This is a genomic window from Roseobacter litoralis Och 149 (assembly GCF_000154785.2).
In the GTDB taxonomy this organism is placed as follows: Bacteria; Pseudomonadota; Alphaproteobacteria; order Rhodobacterales; family Rhodobacteraceae; genus Roseobacter; species Roseobacter litoralis.
Genome location: NC_015730.1, coordinates 2,716,614 through 2,734,915, shown reverse-complemented (window position 1 = coordinate 2,734,915; position 18,302 = coordinate 2,716,614). Strand labels below are relative to the sequence as shown.

19 protein-coding genes and 1 tRNA gene are annotated in these 18,302 nt (G+C 58.1%); 5 read left to right on the top strand and 15 right to left on the bottom strand.

The window, feature by feature from the left end; translation table 11 throughout:
• Positions 1-1,176, bottom strand: a complete 1,176-nt coding sequence (gene doeA, locus RLO149_RS12975) for an ectoine hydrolase DoeA (protein ID WP_013962549.1) — start codon at positions 1,174-1,176, stop codon at positions 1-3.
• 124 nt (positions 1,177-1,300) lie between these two features.
• On the opposite strand from doeA, the gene RLO149_RS12970 reads away from it, so the two are divergent.
• The 3 genes from RLO149_RS12970 to RLO149_RS12960 are packed head-to-tail and all read left to right on the top strand — an operon-like array spanning position 1,301 to position 4,244.
• Positions 1,301-2,341 carry a pyridoxal-phosphate dependent enzyme gene (locus tag RLO149_RS12970; RefSeq protein WP_013962548.1) on the top strand — a complete coding sequence of 347 codons (1,041 nt, stop codon included), beginning with the start codon at positions 1,301-1,303 and terminating at the stop codon, positions 2,339-2,341.
• Positions 2,338-3,495 (top strand): M24 family metallopeptidase, encoded by a 1,158-nt coding sequence (locus RLO149_RS12965; RefSeq protein WP_083825463.1) that lies wholly within the window; start codon positions 2,338-2,340, stop codon positions 3,493-3,495. Before RLO149_RS12970 ends, RLO149_RS12965 begins: the two co-directional genes overlap by 4 nt.
• Entirely contained in the window at positions 3,492-4,244 is a 753-nt protein-coding gene (locus RLO149_RS12960; RefSeq protein WP_013962546.1) for a maleate cis-trans isomerase family protein, read from the top strand. Before RLO149_RS12965 ends, RLO149_RS12960 begins: the two co-directional genes overlap by 4 nt.
• Here the strand turns inward: RLO149_RS12960 and RLO149_RS12955 are convergent.
• From RLO149_RS12955 to RLO149_RS12925, 7 genes are read right to left on the bottom strand one after another with little or no spacing between them, the layout of a single operon-like run.
• Positions 4,241-5,176: an AEC family transporter gene (locus RLO149_RS12955; protein ID WP_013962545.1), complete on the bottom strand. Its 936-nt coding sequence runs from the start codon at positions 5,174-5,176 to the stop codon at positions 4,241-4,243. The two genes, RLO149_RS12960 and RLO149_RS12955, sit on opposite strands and share 4 nt — an antisense overlap.
• A gap of 59 nt (positions 5,177-5,235) precedes the next feature.
• A complete protein-coding gene (locus RLO149_RS12950) occupies positions 5,236-6,036 on the bottom strand; it encodes an MBL fold metallo-hydrolase (protein WP_013962544.1) in 801 nt (266 codons plus the stop codon).
• Positions 6,036-6,842: a TatD family hydrolase gene (locus RLO149_RS12945; RefSeq protein ID WP_044025664.1), complete on the bottom strand. Its 807-nt coding sequence runs from the start codon at positions 6,840-6,842 to the stop codon at positions 6,036-6,038. Before RLO149_RS12945 ends, RLO149_RS12950 begins: the two co-directional genes overlap by 1 nt.
• Positions 6,843-6,875: 33 nt before the next feature.
• Positions 6,876-7,982, bottom strand: coding sequence for a DNA polymerase III subunit delta' (locus RLO149_RS12940; protein ID WP_013962542.1), 1,107 nt, complete (start codon positions 7,980-7,982; stop codon positions 6,876-6,878).
• A complete protein-coding gene (gene tmk, locus RLO149_RS12935; protein ID WP_013962541.1) occupies positions 7,979-8,617 on the bottom strand; it encodes a dTMP kinase in 639 nt (212 codons plus the stop codon). Before tmk ends, RLO149_RS12940 begins: the two co-directional genes overlap by 4 nt.
• Positions 8,614-9,783 (bottom strand): D-alanyl-D-alanine carboxypeptidase family protein, encoded by a 1,170-nt coding sequence (locus RLO149_RS12930; RefSeq protein ID WP_013962540.1) that lies wholly within the window; start codon positions 9,781-9,783, stop codon positions 8,614-8,616. Before RLO149_RS12930 ends, tmk begins: the two co-directional genes overlap by 4 nt.
• A 20-nt stretch (positions 9,784-9,803) precedes the next feature.
• On the bottom strand, positions 9,804-10,646 hold the full coding sequence (locus tag RLO149_RS12925) for an SPOR domain-containing protein (RefSeq protein WP_013962539.1): 843 nt from the start codon (positions 10,644-10,646) through the stop codon (positions 9,804-9,806).
• Between the two features lie 196 nt (positions 10,647-10,842).
• Between RLO149_RS12925 and RLO149_RS12920 the strand changes: the two genes are divergently transcribed.
• Positions 10,843-10,932: transfer RNA gene (locus RLO149_RS12920), tRNA-Ser, on the top strand.
• A 194-nt stretch (positions 10,933-11,126) separates the two neighbouring features.
• On the opposite strand, the gene RLO149_RS12915 is transcribed toward RLO149_RS12920, so the two are convergent.
• Both RLO149_RS12915 and RLO149_RS12910 read right to left on the bottom strand, forming a co-directional pair.
• A complete protein-coding gene (locus RLO149_RS12915; protein ID WP_013962538.1) occupies positions 11,127-11,996 on the bottom strand; it encodes an ABC transporter ATP-binding protein in 870 nt (289 codons plus the stop codon).
• 285 nt (positions 11,997-12,281) lie between these two features.
• The gene (locus RLO149_RS12910; RefSeq protein ID WP_013962537.1) at positions 12,282-12,731 is read right to left on the bottom strand and encodes a DUF2383 domain-containing protein; all 450 of its coding nucleotides are present in this window, start codon (positions 12,729-12,731) and stop codon (positions 12,282-12,284) included.
• 139 nt (positions 12,732-12,870) lie between these two features.
• Between RLO149_RS12910 and RLO149_RS23570 the strand changes: the two genes are divergently transcribed.
• Positions 12,871-13,068 (top strand): hypothetical protein, encoded by a 198-nt coding sequence (locus RLO149_RS23570; RefSeq protein ID WP_148264357.1) that lies wholly within the window; start codon positions 12,871-12,873, stop codon positions 13,066-13,068.
• Positions 13,069-13,518: 450 nt separating this feature from the next.
• Here RLO149_RS23570 and RLO149_RS12900 read toward each other — a convergent pair whose 3' ends face one another.
• From RLO149_RS12900 to RLO149_RS12880, 5 genes are all read right to left on the bottom strand, one after another.
• A complete protein-coding gene (locus RLO149_RS12900) occupies positions 13,519-14,811 on the bottom strand; it encodes a PQQ-dependent sugar dehydrogenase (RefSeq protein WP_013962535.1) in 1,293 nt (430 codons plus the stop codon).
• 316 nt (positions 14,812-15,127) lie between these two features.
• Complete coding sequence (locus tag RLO149_RS12895; protein ID WP_013962534.1) at positions 15,128-15,811, bottom strand: aspartate/glutamate racemase family protein; 684 nt, start codon at positions 15,809-15,811, stop codon at positions 15,128-15,130.
• Positions 15,812-15,817: 6 nt separating this feature from the next.
• Positions 15,818-16,540: an ABC transporter ATP-binding protein gene (locus RLO149_RS12890; protein ID WP_013962533.1), complete on the bottom strand. Its 723-nt coding sequence runs from the start codon at positions 16,538-16,540 to the stop codon at positions 15,818-15,820.
• A gap of 3 nt (positions 16,541-16,543) precedes the next feature.
• Complete coding sequence (locus RLO149_RS12885) at positions 16,544-17,326, bottom strand: ABC transporter ATP-binding protein (protein ID WP_011567151.1); 783 nt, start codon at positions 17,324-17,326, stop codon at positions 16,544-16,546.
• Positions 17,323-18,300, bottom strand: a complete 978-nt coding sequence (locus RLO149_RS12880) for a branched-chain amino acid ABC transporter permease (protein WP_013962532.1) — start codon at positions 18,298-18,300, stop codon at positions 17,323-17,325. Before RLO149_RS12880 ends, RLO149_RS12885 begins: the two co-directional genes overlap by 4 nt.
• Positions 18,301-18,302: the final 2 nt, after the last annotated feature.

Here is an 18,302-nt window from a genome sequence, read left to right as displayed (position 1 = left end):
TTACTCCTTGATGACCAGCGCGCGCGGCGTGGTGCACAGGCATTCCGCACCGGTTTGTGTGATCACAATCGGTTCGGTTATTTCCAAACCGCCATCTTCGAGCCAAAGGGCCGGCATAAAATGGAAACTCATCCCCGGCTCCAACACGCTCTTGTCGCCGGTGCGAAAGGACATCGTGCGTTCGCCCCAGTCGGGGGGATAGGACAAGCCGATCGCGTAGCCGCAGCGGCTGTCCTTTTTGAACCCGTGTTTATCGAGTGTTTGGTTGAACGCATGCGCGATATCCTCGCACATGTTGCCGGGTTTTGCCTGTTCCAGCCCCGCAGAGATGGCATCGAGTACGGCTTTCTCCGCATCGAGATATTTTTGCGGTGGCTTGCCCAGAAACAGCGTGCGCGATTGCGGACATTGATATCTTTTATACGCTCCGGCAATCTCAAAAAATGTGCTTTCCCCGGCGCGCAGCGGGCTGTCGTCCCATGTCAGATGGGGGGCCGTGGCGTCCATGCCGGACGGGGCCATGGGCACAATCGCCGGGTAGTCGCCCCAATGACCCTCAGCGCCCGAGATGGCGGCGTGATAGATATCTGCAATCAGGTCGTTTTTGCGCATACCAGGTTCGGCACGCGCGCGGATCACGCCGTGCATGTGCTCAACAATGCGCGCGGCCCGGCGCATGTATTCGATTTCAGTATCTGATTTGACGGCGCGCTGCCAATTCACCAAACCCGTGGCGTCTTTGAATGTTGCGCAGCCCAAAGACTGCTGCAAAGTCAGGTAAGCCGCTGCGGTAAAATAGTAATTGTCCAACTCGAGCCCGATGGAAAAGGTCTCAGCGCCTTGTTCGCGGATCAAATGCGCAAGGTCCTCCATCGGGTGTTTGTCCGGGTTCTGGACGTATGTGTCATCGTATCCGCGAATATTCTCAGCGGTCATATAGGTGGTCAGGCCAGCCCCGACGGCGTCCATGGCCCGGCCCCACCAGATCGGCTTTCCCTCCAGCGTCAACAGAACACCTTGATGCACGTAGAAAGACCAACCATCGTATCCCGTCAGCCAAGCCATATTGGACGGATCAGTGACAAAGAGCGCGTCGAGACCCCGGCGCGCCATCTCGTTGCGTGTTTTGGTCAGGCGCGCGTCATATTCCGCGCGACTAAAGGGGAGCTTGGGCATAGGCCCTCCAAAGGGTCGGTTGCGATGAGGTTAGCATGACTTGGCACACTCACCAGCGATTTTGCGCGATCGTTTATTTTTGAGAGCATTGACGTCGATGGGGATTGCCGTAGCAATAGACCGCATGAAAATTGTTCAAAACCCGTACCGCGGCTCAGGTCTTTTGCACCCCGATCTGGATGACATGCCTTGGACTGCTGCGGATGCGGCACGGCCTGTTAATCTGGTCGCGCGCTGTCCCAAAGCCGGCGAAACACCGCTGCGCGACGCTGCAGCATTGGCCAAGGCCATTGGTGTTGCATCCGTTCACATCAAGGACGAACGGCGGCGTATGGGGTTGGGCAGCTTCAAAGCACTTGGGGCCGCTTATGTGATTGCCTCTGATGCGCAATCTGGTGACGCACAGGGCAAAACCTATGTCACCGCCAGTGCGGGCAATCATGGGCTGTCGGTTGCGGCGGGGGCTGCGGCCTTTGGGGCCAAGGCCTGTGTCTATATCGCAGAGACAGTTCCCGAGGCCTTTGCCGAAAGGCTGCGCAGCCATGGCGCGCAGGTGGTCCGCGAGGGGGCAGTATACGAAGACAGCATGGCGGCTGCTGCAAAAGCCGCTTCCGACAATGGCTATATTCTATTGTCGGACAGTTCATGGCCCGGCTACAGCAGCCGGCCGCATCGCCTGATGGAGGGGTATCTCATTTTGATGGCGGAGGCTGCCACGCAGATTCCCCATTCGCCCACGCATATCTTTTTGCAAGCCGGTGTCGGCGGATTGGCGGGGGCAGCCGCAGCACATGCACGAGAGGTTTGGGGGGATGCTCCGCACATTGTGGTGGTTGAACCTGACCGCGCGCCCGCGCTCAGCGCTTCCATCCAAGCGGGCGGCCCGATTGTTGCCAAGGGTGGTGTGTCAGCGATGGGGCGTCTGGATTGCAAGGAGCCTTCGCTGATAGCGCTCAAAAGCCTTTCGCGGGATGCGGATTGTTTCATGACGATTTCCGAAGCCGAAGGGCTGGCGAGCGCTGCGCGCGCCGCACAAGAGGGCTTTGCCTCGACACCTTCGGGGGCAGCTGGGTTGGCTGGGCTTTTGTCCGGCGCGGGCGCGTTAAAGCTGGACGAGACGTCTCGCGTACTGCTGATCCTGAGCGAAGAGCCTGAACCCGCGTGAGCGCGGCGTTCGAAACCAGTGAATACCGGCTGCGCACAGAGCAGGTGCAAAACCGCATGGCGTCGCTGGATATTGCCGCCCTGCTCCTCACCACTGAGGCTGATGTGCGGTATATCACGGGTTTCATAACGCGATTTTGGGAAAGTCCGACGCGCCCGTGGTTCGTGATTGTCCCGGCGACAGGTGTTCCGATTGCTGTCATCCCGTCCATCGGCAAAGCACTCATGAAAACCACTTGGATCAGTGACATCCGCAGTTGGCGCGCCCCGAATTACGAGGATGACGGCGTTACACTGCTGGCGCAAACGCTTTGCGAAACGGTTCCCAAGGGCGCGCGCATTGCAGTGCCGGGTGGCGGCGGAACGCAGTTGCGGATGCCGCTGCAAGACTGGCAGCGCTTGCAAGCCGCCGCCGCTGGGCGGGTGTTCGTGGGTGACGGCGATCTGATGGCAGCGCAGCGGATGGTCAAATCAGAAGCGGAGATCTCGCGTATCGCCAAGGCCTGTGGCGTGGCGGATCGCGCCTTTGCCCGTGTGCCGGAAATTGCATCGGCAGGCACATCTTTGCGTGATGTTTTCCGGCGGTTTCAGATGCTGTGCCTCGACGAGGGGGCCGATTGGGTGCCCTATCTGGCAGGGGGTGCGGGGCCGGGCGGGGTGCGCGATGTGATCTCGCCTGCGACGGACAGCCCTCTGCAAACAGGCGATGTTCTGATGCTGGACACAGGATTGGTGCGGGATGGGTACTTTTGCGATTTTGACCGTAATTTCTCGATCGGGCCGCCGTCGCCTGCCACTATGTCGGCCCATGCACGCTTGATTGAGGCGACACAGGCGGCTTTTGATGTGGCCAAAGCTGGCTGCACCGCCGCTGATCTTTTCAGGGTGATGGATGATATCGTGACGGACGGGCCGGACGGATCGGATGCGGGCCGGCTTGGTCACGGGCTTGGTCTGCAACTGACAGAACCGCCTTCGCTGATCGCGCAGGATCACACGGTGCTGCAGGCCGGAATGGTCCTGACGCTGGAACCCGGCATTGATCTGGGTGACGGGCGAATCCTTGTGCATGAGGAAAACATTGTGATCCGGGAGGACTGCGCTGAATGGCTGTCAACGCCTGCAGGTCCCGAGATGATGGTACTGCCCGCATGACCCCGCAGGTTTTCCCCTACGACCTCAGCGAGCCGAGCGGCGCGCGTCTTGGTTTGATTGTGTTGCAATCTGATGAGACCATTGAACGCGATATGCGCCGGTTGCTGCCGCAAGATGCACAACTCATGGTCAGCCGTGTCCCGTCAGATCCGGAAGTGACGCGCGATACGCTCGCGTCCATGGAAGCGCACCTGAGCACAGCGGCAGGGCTCTTGCCCGCTGGTTTGAGCTTCGATGCTGTGGGTTACGGATGTACGTCGGGCACAGCACAGATTGGCGTGGACAACGTGGCGTCCCGTATCTGCGACAGCATCGACACGCGGGCCGTAACGCAGCCTCTCTCAAGCCTGCTTGCAGCCTGCGAATACCTCGGGCTCAAGCGTTTGGCTCTATTGTCGCCCTATGTGCTGGCGGTGTCAGAGACGCTGCGCGCGGCCCTGTCGAATGGCGGTATCACGACAGATGTGGTGGGTAGTTTCGAGGTCAGCACTGAGTCAGCGGTCGTCCGGATTGATCCCGCGTCCGTGGAAAGTGCCGCAATGACCTTGATGGCACAGGCTGACGTGGATGGTTTGTTTTTGTCCTGCACAAACCTGCGCACGCTGGATGTGATTGAAAGGCTTGAGACCGACCTTGATCTGCCAGTTCTGAGCAGCAATCAGGTTCTGGCGTGGCATATGATGAAGCTTGCAGGTGTGCAGGCATCGACACAGGCCCCGGGCAGGCTATTTGACCAGACGCGCGCCTAGATACCTTGCAACAGCGTCAACCAGACCCATACCGTGAAAATTGAGCCGAGTGTTGCCAGCAAGACTGAAGAGGCCGCAATCCGCCGGGCGCGACCGTACATGTTGGCAAAGATATAGGCGTTGAACCCCGGTGCCATGGCTGCTGTCAGCACTCCCGAGCGGAAAGCATCCGGCGGCACCGACAGCGTTGTGCCAAACCCCCACATCAGGGCAGGGTGCAGGATCAGAGCGATCACGCAGACCATAGCAATGGCGCGCAGATCGCCTTCGGGTTTGTATTGTATCAAAACGCCGCCCAAGGCGAAAAGGGCCGCAGGCAGCGCCGCCTGAATGATCAGCGACAGCGCGTCATTGACCACTCCGGGTATCGGCGTGCGCGTGACATTGACCAAAAACCCCAGCGCAATCCCGATGACCAGCCCGTTGCGAAACATCGCACGACCCACCGAACGGGCCATCAGCAGCGGGGATTTGCCCCGGTTGCGGGTAATCTCCATCACGGTGATGCCAAGGCCGTAACAAAAGGGCGAATGCAGCGCGACGATTGCAAAGTTCCCGGTGAGCGCATCCGCCCCATAGGCGCGTTCCGTGATCGGCAAGCCCAACAGCACCGAGTTCGAAAACAAACAGCAAAAGCCGATGGCAACGCAGTCTTCCCAGTCGCGCTTGAACAACACACGAGCACCAGCCATGCCCGCGATAAAACACAATGTTGCCCCGGCGTAGAAACTTACCAAAAGGCCGGGGTCAAAGGAATTGCTCAGGTCGATTTCTGCGATGGCCTTGAACAGCAGGCAGGGGATAGCGAACCCTTGGGTAAACCGCATGACACCGTCTATGCCGGATACCGGAAATAACCCTCTCCACACGGCGATATATCCGAACCCGATTACGAGAAAGACGGGCAGGATGACATCAAGAAGGGTTTGCATGGTGCCTCTTTATGCCGCTGCGGGTCTGGGCGGCGAGGGTGGTCAAAATAAAGGTGCGCCTAGGTAACGGGGTAGGTCAGCCGCAGGCCATCATAGGCCGGTTGTATGTGATCCGGCGTTTCCGCCATCACCGTTTCGTAGTCAAGGTCGATATGCATATTCGTGAGCACGGCAGACCTCGGTTTGAGCCGTTCAACCCATTCAAGCGTCTGCGCCAGATGGGAATGGGTTGGATGCGGGTCGCGCCGCAGCGCATCTACGATCCAGCAGTCCAGTCCGTCCAATTTGGTCCAGACGTCATCCGGGATATGCGCAACATCCGGCAGATAGGCGACATCACCGATCCGAAACCCCAGCGCGTCCATGCCGCCATGTCCAACTAAAAACGGCGATAGCGTCACAGGGCCCCCGGCACCGTCAATCGTCACATCCCCGTCAATAATGTTCATATCGAGGATGGGCGGGTAATTCGACCCTTCCGGTTGCACAAAAACATAGCTGAAGCGCTGCATCAACGCGTCTTTTGTCGGGATATCAGCCCAGACGGGCAGGCGCGCGCGCATGTTGAAAACGATCATGCGTAAATCGTCGATACCGTGTACATGATCGGCGTGACTGTGGGTGTAGACAACGCCGTCAAGTCGCCCGATGTTTTCGCCCAGAAGCTGTTCGCGCACATCGGGGGATGTATCAATCAGCACGGTGGTTTTGCCATCAGCGCCAATGCGTTCGACCAATAATGAACACCGCCGCCGCCGGTTTTTGGCATTGTTCGGATCACAATCACCCCAGAGGCCACCGAGCCGTGGCACGCCGCCGGATGATCCGCATCCTAATATGGTGAATTGTATTTCACCCATTATGCGGCGGCCTCAAAGGCTGCGGCCTTGGCGAATAGGCGGTCGAAATTCAACTCAAGTTGCGCTGCAAATTCGGTGTAGTCCATCCCAAAGGTTTCCGCTGCCCGCCGCGCTGTGTGGGCGGTATAGGCAGGCTCGTTTTGCTCGCCCCGATGGGGTGGGGGCGCCAGATAAGGCGCGTCGGTTTCTACCAAAATGCGATCAAGCGGGGCGGCGGCAAAAATGTCGCGCAGGGCCTGAGATTTGGGAAAGGCCGTGATGCCCGACATCGAAAGATAAAACCCCAGATCAAGCGCTGCTGTGGCCAATTCGGCAGAGGATGAAAAGCAATGCATCACACAGGTGAATGCGCCACGATTATATTCGGCGCGCAGGATGCGGGCCATATCGTCATCCGCATCACGCGCGTGGATGATCAGCGGCAAACCGGTTTCCCGCGCCGCATCGATATGGGTATGGAGCGAGGTTTTCTGTACCTCCGCACTCTCGGCGGTGTAGTGGTAATCGAGCCCGGTTTCGCCGATACCCACAAACTTTGGATGCTGCGCAAGCGCGATGAGCCCATCAACGGTCGCAAGTGGCTCGCTTGCCGCGCTCATCGGGTGCGTTCCGGCGGCATAAAAGATCGGTGCATGTGCCTCTGCGATGGCGCGCACATCGGGTTCGTTCTTTAGTTTGGTGCAGATCGTCACCATGCGCATGACGCCAGCCTCTGCGGCATTGGCCACAACCTCGTCGATACGCCCTTTGAAATCGGGAAAATCCAGATGGCAGTGGCTGTCGGTGATATGTGGTTGCGTGCTCATGGTCTGCTCAATACTGCCACCGCGCATCGTGTGCTAGGTCACACGTGTTTGGCTGATCTTGATGAGGGTATCTAGGACGAGAGCCGCAGGGTCAAGGTTCACTGCAAGTCCATGGCGCGCACGTGCGCCGGTCTCCTGCGCGATCTCGGCCCAGGCGCGCGCTGCGGCAGGGTCTGGCGAGAGCCGCATCAAGGTTGCCGCCTCGCCGGGCGTGGCCTCGATAGAAGGGGGTAGGCCAGTTGCCCCGGCGCGCGCCAGACGCGACATAAGCAAATCGAGCAGCACGAACAGCAGATCACGTTTCGTCTCAGCCCCGCGCGCTGCGGCCGCTTCGGCCAGTTTCAATGCGCGCACCCGGTCGAACTGCGGCAGCGCGTTGATGAGTTGAACAAGCTCGGCATATGTCTTGAGGCCATCGAGGTTTGACAGTCGTACAGCCGCCCCAACCGACCCGCCCGACAGTTCGGCCAATGCAGGTGCGTTCCCGCCAGGATCAATCCCCGCCTGCGTAAAGGCTTTTTGCATGTCGTCGGGCGGCAGAGTGCCCAAGCGTAACACGCGGCACCGAGAGCGGATCGTGGGCAAAAGACTGGACGGTTGATGGCTGGTCAGGATCAACGTGGCGCGCGCCGGGGGTTCCTCAAGCATCTTCAAAAGGGCGTTTGCGGCCTGTGGGTTCATGTCATCCGCAGCATCCACGATGACCACCCGCCGCCCGCCATCTGTGGCGGAAAGTTGAAAGAACGAAGACAGGCTGCGGATGTCATCGACAGAAATGACATCACGCATCCGCCCGGTTTTTTCATTTTCTGACCTTATGATGGATTTCAGACCCGGTTCTGCGCCCGCTACAATCCGTCTTGCGACAGGATGCTCGGGGTCAATCGCGAGGGATGTGGGGGCCGGTGGTACACCCAAAAGGCCATCGTCTTCTTGCAGCGGCGTGGCCAGCAGGAACCGCGCAATGGACCATGCCAGCGTCGCCTTGCCGACCCCGCGTGGCCCAGTCAGCAACCACGCGTGATGAAGCCGCCCCGTGGCAAAGGCATCCAGAAAGGTCTGCTCTGCAGTCGCCTGACCAAAAACCTGCAGCGTGTCGCGCGGGTGCGGTGCCCCTTCGATTTGATCCGGGGCTGTCATGCCAACGCCTGATCGACGACGTTGATCACGTCTTGGGTGACGCTGTCCGCATCACGCCCCCCATCCACAAGGCGAAAACGCGCCTTGAACTCTTGCGCCAGTGCCAGAAAACCGGCGCGCATCTTGGCCTGCAAATCCTCGCCAAAGGCCTCAAAACGCTCATCGGCTGTTTGCCGCGATAGCGCCCGGGACAGTCCAATGGCCGGGTCCATATCAATCAGTACGGTGAGGTCAGGCTCTCGACCAATCATCAGATCATGCAGCGTATCCACGACCTGTCGCAAATCCCCGCGCGAGAGGCCCTGATACATGCGAGTGCTATCGGCAAACCGGTCACATATGACGATTTTTCCATCCGCAAGGGCAGGGAGGATCAACCTCTCCATGTGGTCGCGCCGCGCGGCTGTAAACAACAGGATCTCCGTTTCAGCGGACCAGCGGTCGGGATCGCCCTGCAAGACAAGCGCGCGGATTTCCTCCGCCCCCGGAGAGCCACCCGGCTCTCGGGTTTCGACGACCTCGTGGCCCCTGACGCGTAAGTGTTCGGCAAGCCTTTTGGATTGGGTGGATTTGCCCGACCCGTCGATGCCCTCAAAGGAGATGAAAAGTCCGTTGTCGCCTGCGCGCGATATCACGACTGCCCCTCTGGCCCCTGTATCAGCGTCGTGACCAGAACCATGGCTGCTGTCATCATGCGGCTGACAAAACCGCCACTCGGCACGTCTTGATCGGCCACCAGAGGCAGGCGCATTTCCGGCAACCCCTCGGGGGTGAAAACGAGCTCTCCCAGCGGATCGCCTTTGGCAATTGGGGCCTCGATCGGTCCGGTAAATACGACCTCGGCCTCAATTTCACGATCCGCAAGGGCGGGCATCAACACGTTCATGTCTTCGGCTGCGACCAGCCCGACCTGTGGGCTGCTGCCCATCCAGACGTCCGCCTTGGCAAATTCCTGACCTGCCTTGCCAATGTCGCGCATGGCGAACTGTCTGAAGGCCCAGTTTACGATGGCCTGACTTTCCTGCGCACGCGCCGCTGTAGTCTCCAACCCGGTGATCACAAAGATAACCCGCCGGTCGCCCTGCTTGGCCGACCCGACAAGACCGTATCCGGCCTCTTGCGTGTGGCCGGTTTTAAGCCCGTCCGCCCCAATGCCCATGGTCAGGACCGGGTTGCGATTGCGGCTGTTGCTGGGCACGCGGTTGTCGAATGGAAACTCGGTTTCTGCAAACATCGGGTAGAACTCAGGGAAATCGGTGATCAGCCGGTCTGCAAGAATGGCGAGATCGCGCATGGACATCACATGCCCGGTTTGCGGCCACCCGCTTGCATTAATGAAGGTGGAATTGTTCATGCCAAGTTGCTGTGCCCGTTGTGTCATCATGCGTGCAAACCCGTATTCCGTTCCATCGGGGGAAAGCGCTTCGGCAATGACCACGCAGGCATCGTTGCCGGAGACCACGATGATACCGCGCAACAAATCCTCAACGCTGACCGTTTCGCCCGAGCGCAAGAACATGCTGGAACCGCCATAGGACTGTGCGTGTTCTGACACGGGTAAGAGCTCATTCAGGTCCAGCCCGCCGTCGGCTTTGCCCCGCCGCACGGCCTCGAATGCCATGTAAAGCGTCATCAATTTCGACATGGAGGCCGGCGGCAAGGGCGCGTCGGCATTCTTATTGAGCAGCACGGTGCCGGTCGTCTGATCCATCACAAAGGCAGCACCGGCTCTGGTTTCAAAGGCGGCTGCGCTCAATGTTGATGCGACCAGAACAAAAGCGGCAAGAACGATACGAAACATATTTTTTCCTCGCTGACGGATCAATTTGTTACGGCATAGGCGTCTGAATAGCCTTCTGCCTTGATTTGTGCGAGCAGTTTTTTGCGCTCTGATGCCGTGCTGGCCGGCCCGACCAACACCCGCCAAAACGCTTTACTGCTGGATTCCTGTGCGCGCACGGATGACACCATTCCAGCGCTGCGCATTTGTTGTGCGACACGCTCTGCGTTTGTCTCGACGCTGAAGATGCCAACCTGAACATAGGGTTTGTCGAGCGACGATACAGGCAAGCTGGATTGTACCGGTTCGGCTGCGTCAATGGCGGCACTGGCGACTGCGATCGGGTCCAGCGTCTCGGTGATCGTCTCTTCGGTTTGTGGTGTTTGCGGTTCGGGTGGGGATACGGCAACTTTTTCTTTGCGCAAGGCCACGACATTCAACTCAACCGGTGCGCCTGCCAGTACGCCGAGCGCTTCGGCTGCGTCAGACGACAACTGCAAGCGCGGGCCCGGTATGTCACGTTCCCTCCGAAATAGCGCGCCCACGACCGATTGCCCATTCACCTGATTGCGGATCAACACGCGTTCAGGCTCCGCGACATCCGGGTGCGCGACCCATACGCCGCCCAACGACGGACGCCCATCCCACAAACCGGCCTCTTGAGCCGAAAAGACTTCGGGGGCTTCAACATCTTTTTCTGTGAAGTCTGTATTCGCAGTGGGTTCAGGGGTGGTGTTCGCCTCATCCTGATCAGCCTTGAAAACACTTTGCACATCGAAGGAACCTGCGTCGTCACAGCCAGACAATAAAACGCTGAGCGCAATCATAGCGGGAAGTCTGAGGCCGCAAATCGCCATAAAAGGAGGGAATTGAGATATGCTCATTTTGCTGTCCTAGCCTGATTGCCGCACGGGCGAGTTACCTCATCGCCCCGATTTGAACAGGGTCTTTGGGCTAACTTAGCTTGGGATCAACGCTCTGGGAAGGTGAAACAGGGCAAACTGGCAATAATCCCCGATCCGTCAGCAATGAAAATTCATGGTTTCAGAATCGGTTATCACCCACTAGGAGGGTGCCACCGGAGGAGTGGCAGAGTGGTCGAATGCACCGGTCTTGAAAACCGGCGTGCGTGAAAGCGTACCGTGGGTTCGAATCCCACCTCCTCCGCCATCTTTCTTGGGTGTTCCAGAGATGTGATCCAAGTAAAAGGGATGCGAGGGAAACACGTGCTTTCTTCCCCTTCACAGTATTCCAAAGTATACTCCACGATTGCTCGGCGTCTACTGCACAATCCAACGCTTGGCTCCGCGTTGCTCACCGATTTCTTGCTCGGCGGCCAACGGATTGAGGGAGCCCATAATGATCTACGACGCCATCCACTTAGCGATCATACGGTGCTGCACATTCGCCTGTGCCGTGATCCGGTAGAACCCGATGAGCTCGCGCAGTGGCGATGAGATTTTCTCGAAGCCAGAAATGAAAGCGACAATGACGCCAAGCTGAGCGTCGCCTTGCATGGCCAGATACCCGCCGAACAATAAAACGGTCAACGGTCCTAAAGCGTTGAGCAAATTCAAAGCGGATTTCATTGCGAACTTTAAGACAAAAAACCGCATCCGATTTGTAAAGATGCTGTTCACAACATGGTCAGGGTCCGAGCTTGCGTTCGTCTTCATGCCTGAGATGCCGTCCCCGAGATCGCGCAACAGCACGACACGCTCTTCGATCAACACGTTGAGTTTACGTTGTAAAAAAGGCGTGATCACCACCTGTGGGAACAGGAATGCAAGTGCAAAAACGGCAATCTGCGGCTCCACGTAGAGCACGTAGGCGGCAACACCAATCAACATGGCACCGTTGGCGCAGGCGCCCGAAAGCGCTTCGCCTGCAAATCCACCCAGCTTTTCAACCTCTGCACCCACCACCGACACAGCGCGTCCGGCGCCGTCCTCGGCGGAGCTGCTTTTGTCGCCATAAAGTGTGAGAAGGTGAGCGCGGGTGTATCGGTTGGTGCTTTCAGTGTGCCATGATTGATAAAGCCACAAGGCGTATTTGAAAGCTTGGTGCATCAAGATAATCACGGAGTAGGCGATGCCGAATTGCACCAGAACCGCAACATCGCGTGTTTCAACCACTTCGTTCACGATGCGGCGTTGTAACTCAATCGGCGCGAGATTGAGGAGCGCAACGAAGGCTGCCAGAGTACACACCGCGACTTGATGCCATCCTGTCATGCGCCGCACGTAGGTCAGAAGTGACGAGGCCGCGCTGTCATCTCCGGTTTTTACACTTTGCGCGGTTTTTGCGTAAATCCTGATGTGATCATTTCAATGGCCTTCATTAATGCAACCGGTCAACGTAGCGAAACGACCGAAGTTCCCTTCACCACGTCGGGGACGTATGCGAACCATTCAAAAATATGCTGGAAAGGCCCAACCCCGAACAAGGTACACGAGTTATGATAAACCTGTTCACAAGGTTGGGTGCCGGGCGAGGACCGCCCGGTGATCTGGTGAGACTTAGCCGATATGGCGCGTCCGCTCGACACAGTCGCGCAGTTCGCTGCGCATCGTGCCAAGTTCGTCACAAAGCTTACTGTTTTCTACCTTGTTAATGGCGTCATCGAAGGCGTTGATCACGTGCTGCTCACCATTGCGCACCGACGCCATCACGTTTTCATCCACCGTTCCTAAGTAAGACCGCGCTGCAATCACTGCTTCGTTTACCTGCGACATGAAAGAGCCATCTTCGCTGACGTCGTAGCCGTGTTCTTCCAGCTTGCCGCGCAGTTTGTCGATGTGTTTGTCGTGCAGCGCCTTAAACTCGCGAGCGATAGGTTCGAGGTCTTCCTGCGCCTCTGAAACCAATTTTTCAAACCCGTTCTTTACGTCCTTCAACCGGGTCATAAGAGTTTGCAAAGCGCGCTCAGCGTCGTCTCCGAAAATTCCGTTGCTTGATTTGATATTCATCGAAAATCCTCCATTGGTTGCTTGGCTGACCAACGCAGTGACAGGTAAAACGTTCCAAGAAAAATAGTCGTGCTGCGGTGGAACCATGGAACGGATGGCGCGTTGTCACCGCAACGATGTAGCTAAGAGGAGATACACAATGGGACTATTACCAATCCTTACTTTTGCCACTCTGGGTGCCGCCATCGCATTCGCGCTATGGAGCAAATGGCGTACAGAGCGTGAGTTGGACAGCGACAACGACCGGCCCTCCAGCCTTGCGCGCACGACGCCTGACCCCAGATTAAAGCCAGACCAATCTGTGACGGACCCATATGGCGTGACAAAGCGTTCCTAAGGTCTGAAGACCCAGCCCATCGTGCCGCTGAACCCCCAGTTGGTGGTCTGGGTCGTCCCCTGGAAACCCCTCTCGCCATCGTTCTGGCGCGCCGGCACCTGAGCGTGTGCGACAAAGCGGCCCCTGCTGGGCAAAGATACAGCGGCCCAGCAACTCAGCCGATCGGCAGAACCGAACGCTTTTATCCTCATCCTGCTTCAACGCCCCGTTGGTGCAAGATCGTGCTTTCGATAAGGAAGACTTGAGTGGCGTTGCGAGCACGAAAGGCACCATCCTTGGCCTCCGTGCAGTTCTGCAAAATCGACGGTTCGCAAGCGTTAAAGGCGCACCGTGCCCGGCAGTGAAGCGGTCTTTTACTCTACAGGGGGCGCGATCAACGCTCCGACATTGGGGAAGCGTTGATCAACTTAATTTGGACCATGCGCCGATACCGCATGGTTACACGAGGTACTACCCGCCGGGTGTCAGCTTGTAGATCTCACCTTCATCGATGGCCGTGTAAAGGCTGCCATCAGGACCCATGACGACCGAGCGGAAGCGTCCCGATTCCATAGGGAGGGTCATCTCAGTGACGTCCTCAACATCCGTGTTGTCGTCATTGAACATGATAACATCGATGCGTTGGCCGATGGGGGTGCCGCCGAAGCCGATGCCCATGATCCCGACGACCATCGCGCCGTCCCAGTCGCCCCAGGCCTCACCTTCCAGAAACGCAGCCGACGAGGTGCCCTGCGACCAGCCGTTGTTGTTCCAGATCGGCGCCATCGCGTCAGGATATGTGTCGAAATCCGTCATTGGCATGGAGGCCGCCCGTTCATAGCGGTTCATACCGGTTTCCTGATTGGGGCTATAGCCGCAATAGTTGTCCGGGCAGTCGCCACGGCCTGCCATGTTTGGCCGAGGGTCCCAGCCAGCATTGCCGCCATTTTCGAGGATCGTGATCTCATCAGAATGCCATGGCCCGTGTTCAGCTGCGATTGCGGCGCCTGTTTCGGGGTGAAACGCGATCCCCTGAACGTTGCGATGGCCGTAGGTGTAGGTTCGTGCGTCAAAACCGTCGGGGGGGCTGTTTTCAGCGATCGCCTTCCCATCCGTATCCATGCGCAGAACTTTCGCGCCCATCTTCGTCGGGCTTTGCGGAACTTCACCGTTGTGAGTGTCGCCCGTGGTCAGGAAGAGGTGACCATTGGCATCAAACCGCACACGCCCGCCGTTATGTGCGCCGGGGCCGCCAAAGGGGTGATCCGAAGCCGCCATTTTATACGGCACGTCATCGACAATGTCTGTTCGATCCGAAACTGCCGTGAAATCCTCACTCAGCGTGAAACGCATCAGCCGGTTGGTGTGCGGGTCCGACATATTCGACGTCGAATAGACATAGATGCGGCGGTTGTCCGCGAAATCCGGATCGAAGGCGACGCCCATCATGCCTGCCTGACCTTCGCAAAAGAGGTCCGCGCCATTTGAGGCATAGCCTGCGGTCTCACCCACACCGTAGAGCGCATTGACCGACCCGTCGGGCAGGCGCACCGACAGGCCCGAGCATTTCTCGGTGAACAGCATTGTGCCATCATCAAGGAATGCCATGTCCCATGGCTCGTTCAGCCCCTCCAGCACGACCTCATATTGCAGGCTCGTGGTGTTCATGCCGTTTTGCGCAAAAGCGGACGCGGGTAGCAGCGCCGTTCCCGCGAGAAGTGCCGCACCAACAGACAGCGCGGAGATAGATGTGTAATGAGCCATTTTTTCCTCCCAGAATTTAAGGTCTTAGCTTGCCCGGGAAGGCCCTCCCTGGGCAGTCTCTGCTCGGACGCGCCGAGACGTTAACCTTAGGTGTCGGTCTGTCGAACGGTCAATGAATTTCTCCCTCTCTGGTAGAAATTCTCGGTATAGCAAGACGTTATAGGGGTGAGGTCGCTCGAAATCCGACGCCGAACGCTTCAAGAGGTTGGCGACGACGTCGTCAGATAAAACACCCCAACAGGCACTTGGTTTGATGTTGGGGTGCGACGTTTCGGGTCTGGTATTGGCCGCCGCGGAACGCGCAGGCCAATACCGATTACATGCTGGCGTATGCGCCGATTTTTGAAGTGCTGAGGCCGTTGTTCACCAAAGCTTCAACGAAGGTGATGCCGGCGGCGACCCCGTCAATAACGGGCAGGCCGAACTCAGCGCTCAGATCTGACATCAGGTCCGCCATGCCTGCGCATCCCAGAACGATCGCCTCTGCGCCGTCCTGTTCAATGGCCACACGGATTTCTGAGCGGATTTTGTACAGTGTGGCCGGATCGCCTTCTTCGAGCTTGAGCACGGGGATATCCGTTGCCCGAACACGCGCGCATTTCTGAGCGAGCCCGTATTTCATCAGGTTGTTTTCCAAGCCGGGTACGGACCGGGACAGGGTGGTAATCACGCTGAACTTGTTGGCGATCATGCTGGCGGCGTGATAAGCGGCCTCGCCGATCCCAAGGACCGGCACGGAGACTTGCGTGCGCACAGCGTCAAGCCCGGTGTCGTCAAAACAGGCGATGACGATGGCGTCGACATCCGGGTGGCGCGCGATCTCTTCGAGCAGCCCCGGCACACAGGTTGCGACATCCAGAAACCCCTGAATGCTGGCAGGACCGGATTGCGAATTGGTCGCGACAATCTCGGTGTCCGGGCGTGCAACCGCGCGCGCCGCCACCCCGATCTTTTTGGTCATGGAGGATGTTGTATTCGGATTGATTATCAGGATTTTCATGCGCAGTCAGACCTCGCCGCCAAGGTATGCGGCTTTGATCCGGTCATCATGCAAAAGATCCTTGGAGTTGCCTTCGATCACCACATTACCGGTCGCCATTGCATAAGCCCGGTGCGAGATGCTCAGCGCCATGCGCGAGTTCTGTTCGACCAGCAACACGGAGACACCTTCATCCCGGTTGATCGCCACGATCGAGCGCGCAATGTCCTGCACGAGTTTGGGCGCGATGCCAAGGCTGGGTTCATCCAGCAGCAACAGCTTGGGTTTTGCCATCAGGGCGCGTCCGATCACCATCATCTGCTGCTCACCGCCGGACAACGTCCCCGAGGCTTGTGAATACCGTTCTTTGAGGCGGGGAAAACGGGTCAGGATACTGTCGAGCGTATCCTGAATTTCGGATTTATCGCTGCGTGTAAAGGCCCCCATCATCAGGTTGTCCTTGACCGACATATAGGGAAAGACACGGCGTCCTTCGGGAACCATCGCGATGCCGCGTTTCACGATATCGGACGGGTCGGTGCCATCGACACGTTCGCCCTCAAAACTCACCGAACCTTTGGCCGGTTTGGCAAGTCCCGTGATGGCGCGCAGGATCGAGGATTTGCCCGCCCCATTGGCGCCGATCAACGCGATGGTTTCACCCTGATTGACGGTCAGCGAGACACCTTTCAGCGCATAGACATGGTCATAGTAAAGTTCGACGTCTTTGAAATCCAACATGGCTGTCATGGTCTACATCCCGATTTCGTCGTCGGCGCTGCCCAGATAGGCCTCGATGACTTTTTCATTGTTCTGGATTTCGGACGGTGTGCCCTCGGCAATCTTTTCGCCAAAGTTCAACACGACAATCCGGTCCGAGATGGTCATGACCGCTGGCATGTCGTGTTCGACCAGCATGACCGTCACGCCGCGCTCATCGCGCACGGAGCGCACCAGATCGACCATGCGCATGGTCTCATCGTGGTTCATGCCCGCGAAAGGCTCATCAAGCAGCAAGACCTTTGGGTCTGTCGCAAGCCCGATTGCAATGCCAAGCGCGCGCAAACTACCTTGCGGCAGGTTGCTGGCCTGTTCGGCGCTGATCTCGCTCATCCCCAGAAATTCGAGGAGTTCGTCGGCGTATTTCTCAAAGGCCGTGATGTCGTCATGGGCGACTTTCGAGCCCCAGAAATATCCCGCAAGGGACGCCTTGGCACGCAGGTGCTGGGCCACGACAACGCTTTCGCGCACCGTCATGCTTTTGAAAATCGTGGTTTCCTGAAAGGTCCGCACCACGCCCTTGCGCGCGACGATATGGGGTTTGAGGTTGGAGATACGCTCGCCCCGATAGAGCACCTCGCCAGACGAAGTCGGCGTGAACGAAGATATCATCTTGAACAGGGTTGATTTGCCAGCCCCGTTTGGCCCGATCACCGACAGGATTTCGTTTTCCGCCACATCGAAGCTGATCGCGTTGTTGGCGATCAGGCCGCCGTATTTCTTGGTGACGTCCTTGACCTGAAGAAGCGCGCTCATTTGCCACCTCCTTTACCGAAACGAAGGCTCAGCAACCCGTTTGGCAGAAACCGGATGATCAGGATCAGCAGCGTTGCATAGATCAGCATCTGATACTTTCCGAATTCAAACAGCAGGTCCCAGCCGAAATAGAGAACCAGTGTCCCGAGCATGGGGCCAAAGACAAAGCCCAGACCGCCGAGGAAGCAGTTCAGCATGAAATCAACCGAGTCCTTGACCACGAAGGTCGCAGGATAGACCGACTGCGAGATCGACCCGAACATCGCGCCCCCCACGCCCCCGAAGAAGCTGGAGATCGCAAAGATCAGGATGCGGATGTAGGTAATGTTCACCCCGATGGAGCTGGCCAGCTCCTCGTTCTGCTGCATGGAGCGACACAGGTGCCCCAGACGCGAGTTCACGAGCCGGTAAAGTGCGGCGTAAGTGATGACCATCAGGATGACTGCCGTGAAATAGAACGCCATCCGGGAGTTTTCCAACGTGGCGAAATCAGGAACCAGCGGAATGCCAAAGACCGAGATCGCGCCGGGCAGGGGGATATTGGTGATGCCCTTGGCCCCGTTCGTGATGGGCAGGGCCAGTGCAGTCAACGTCGCCACCTGCGTCAACACCAAGGTGATCATCGCAAAATAGACCCCCCGCAGGCGCAGGATCGGCAGGCCAATCAGAACCGCAACCAAGGCCGCGAAGAGCCCTGCCGCTGGCAGCGAGATCCAAAAGGACCACCCCGCCTTGACCACGAGGATCGCAGAGACATAGGCCCCGACCAGCGCAAATGCGCCCTGTCCGATGTTGATCCGGCCGATATAGAAGGTCAGCCAGACGCCCGCACTTGCAATCGCCAGCAGCGCGACAGAGGTCAGCGTGAAGTAAAAGTCCCACCGGCCCGTTGCTGCGATGAAGATGGGGATGCCCACGAAGACCACAGCCAGAAAGGCCAGAACGCCGAGGATTTGGATTTTTGAAAAGTTCATGA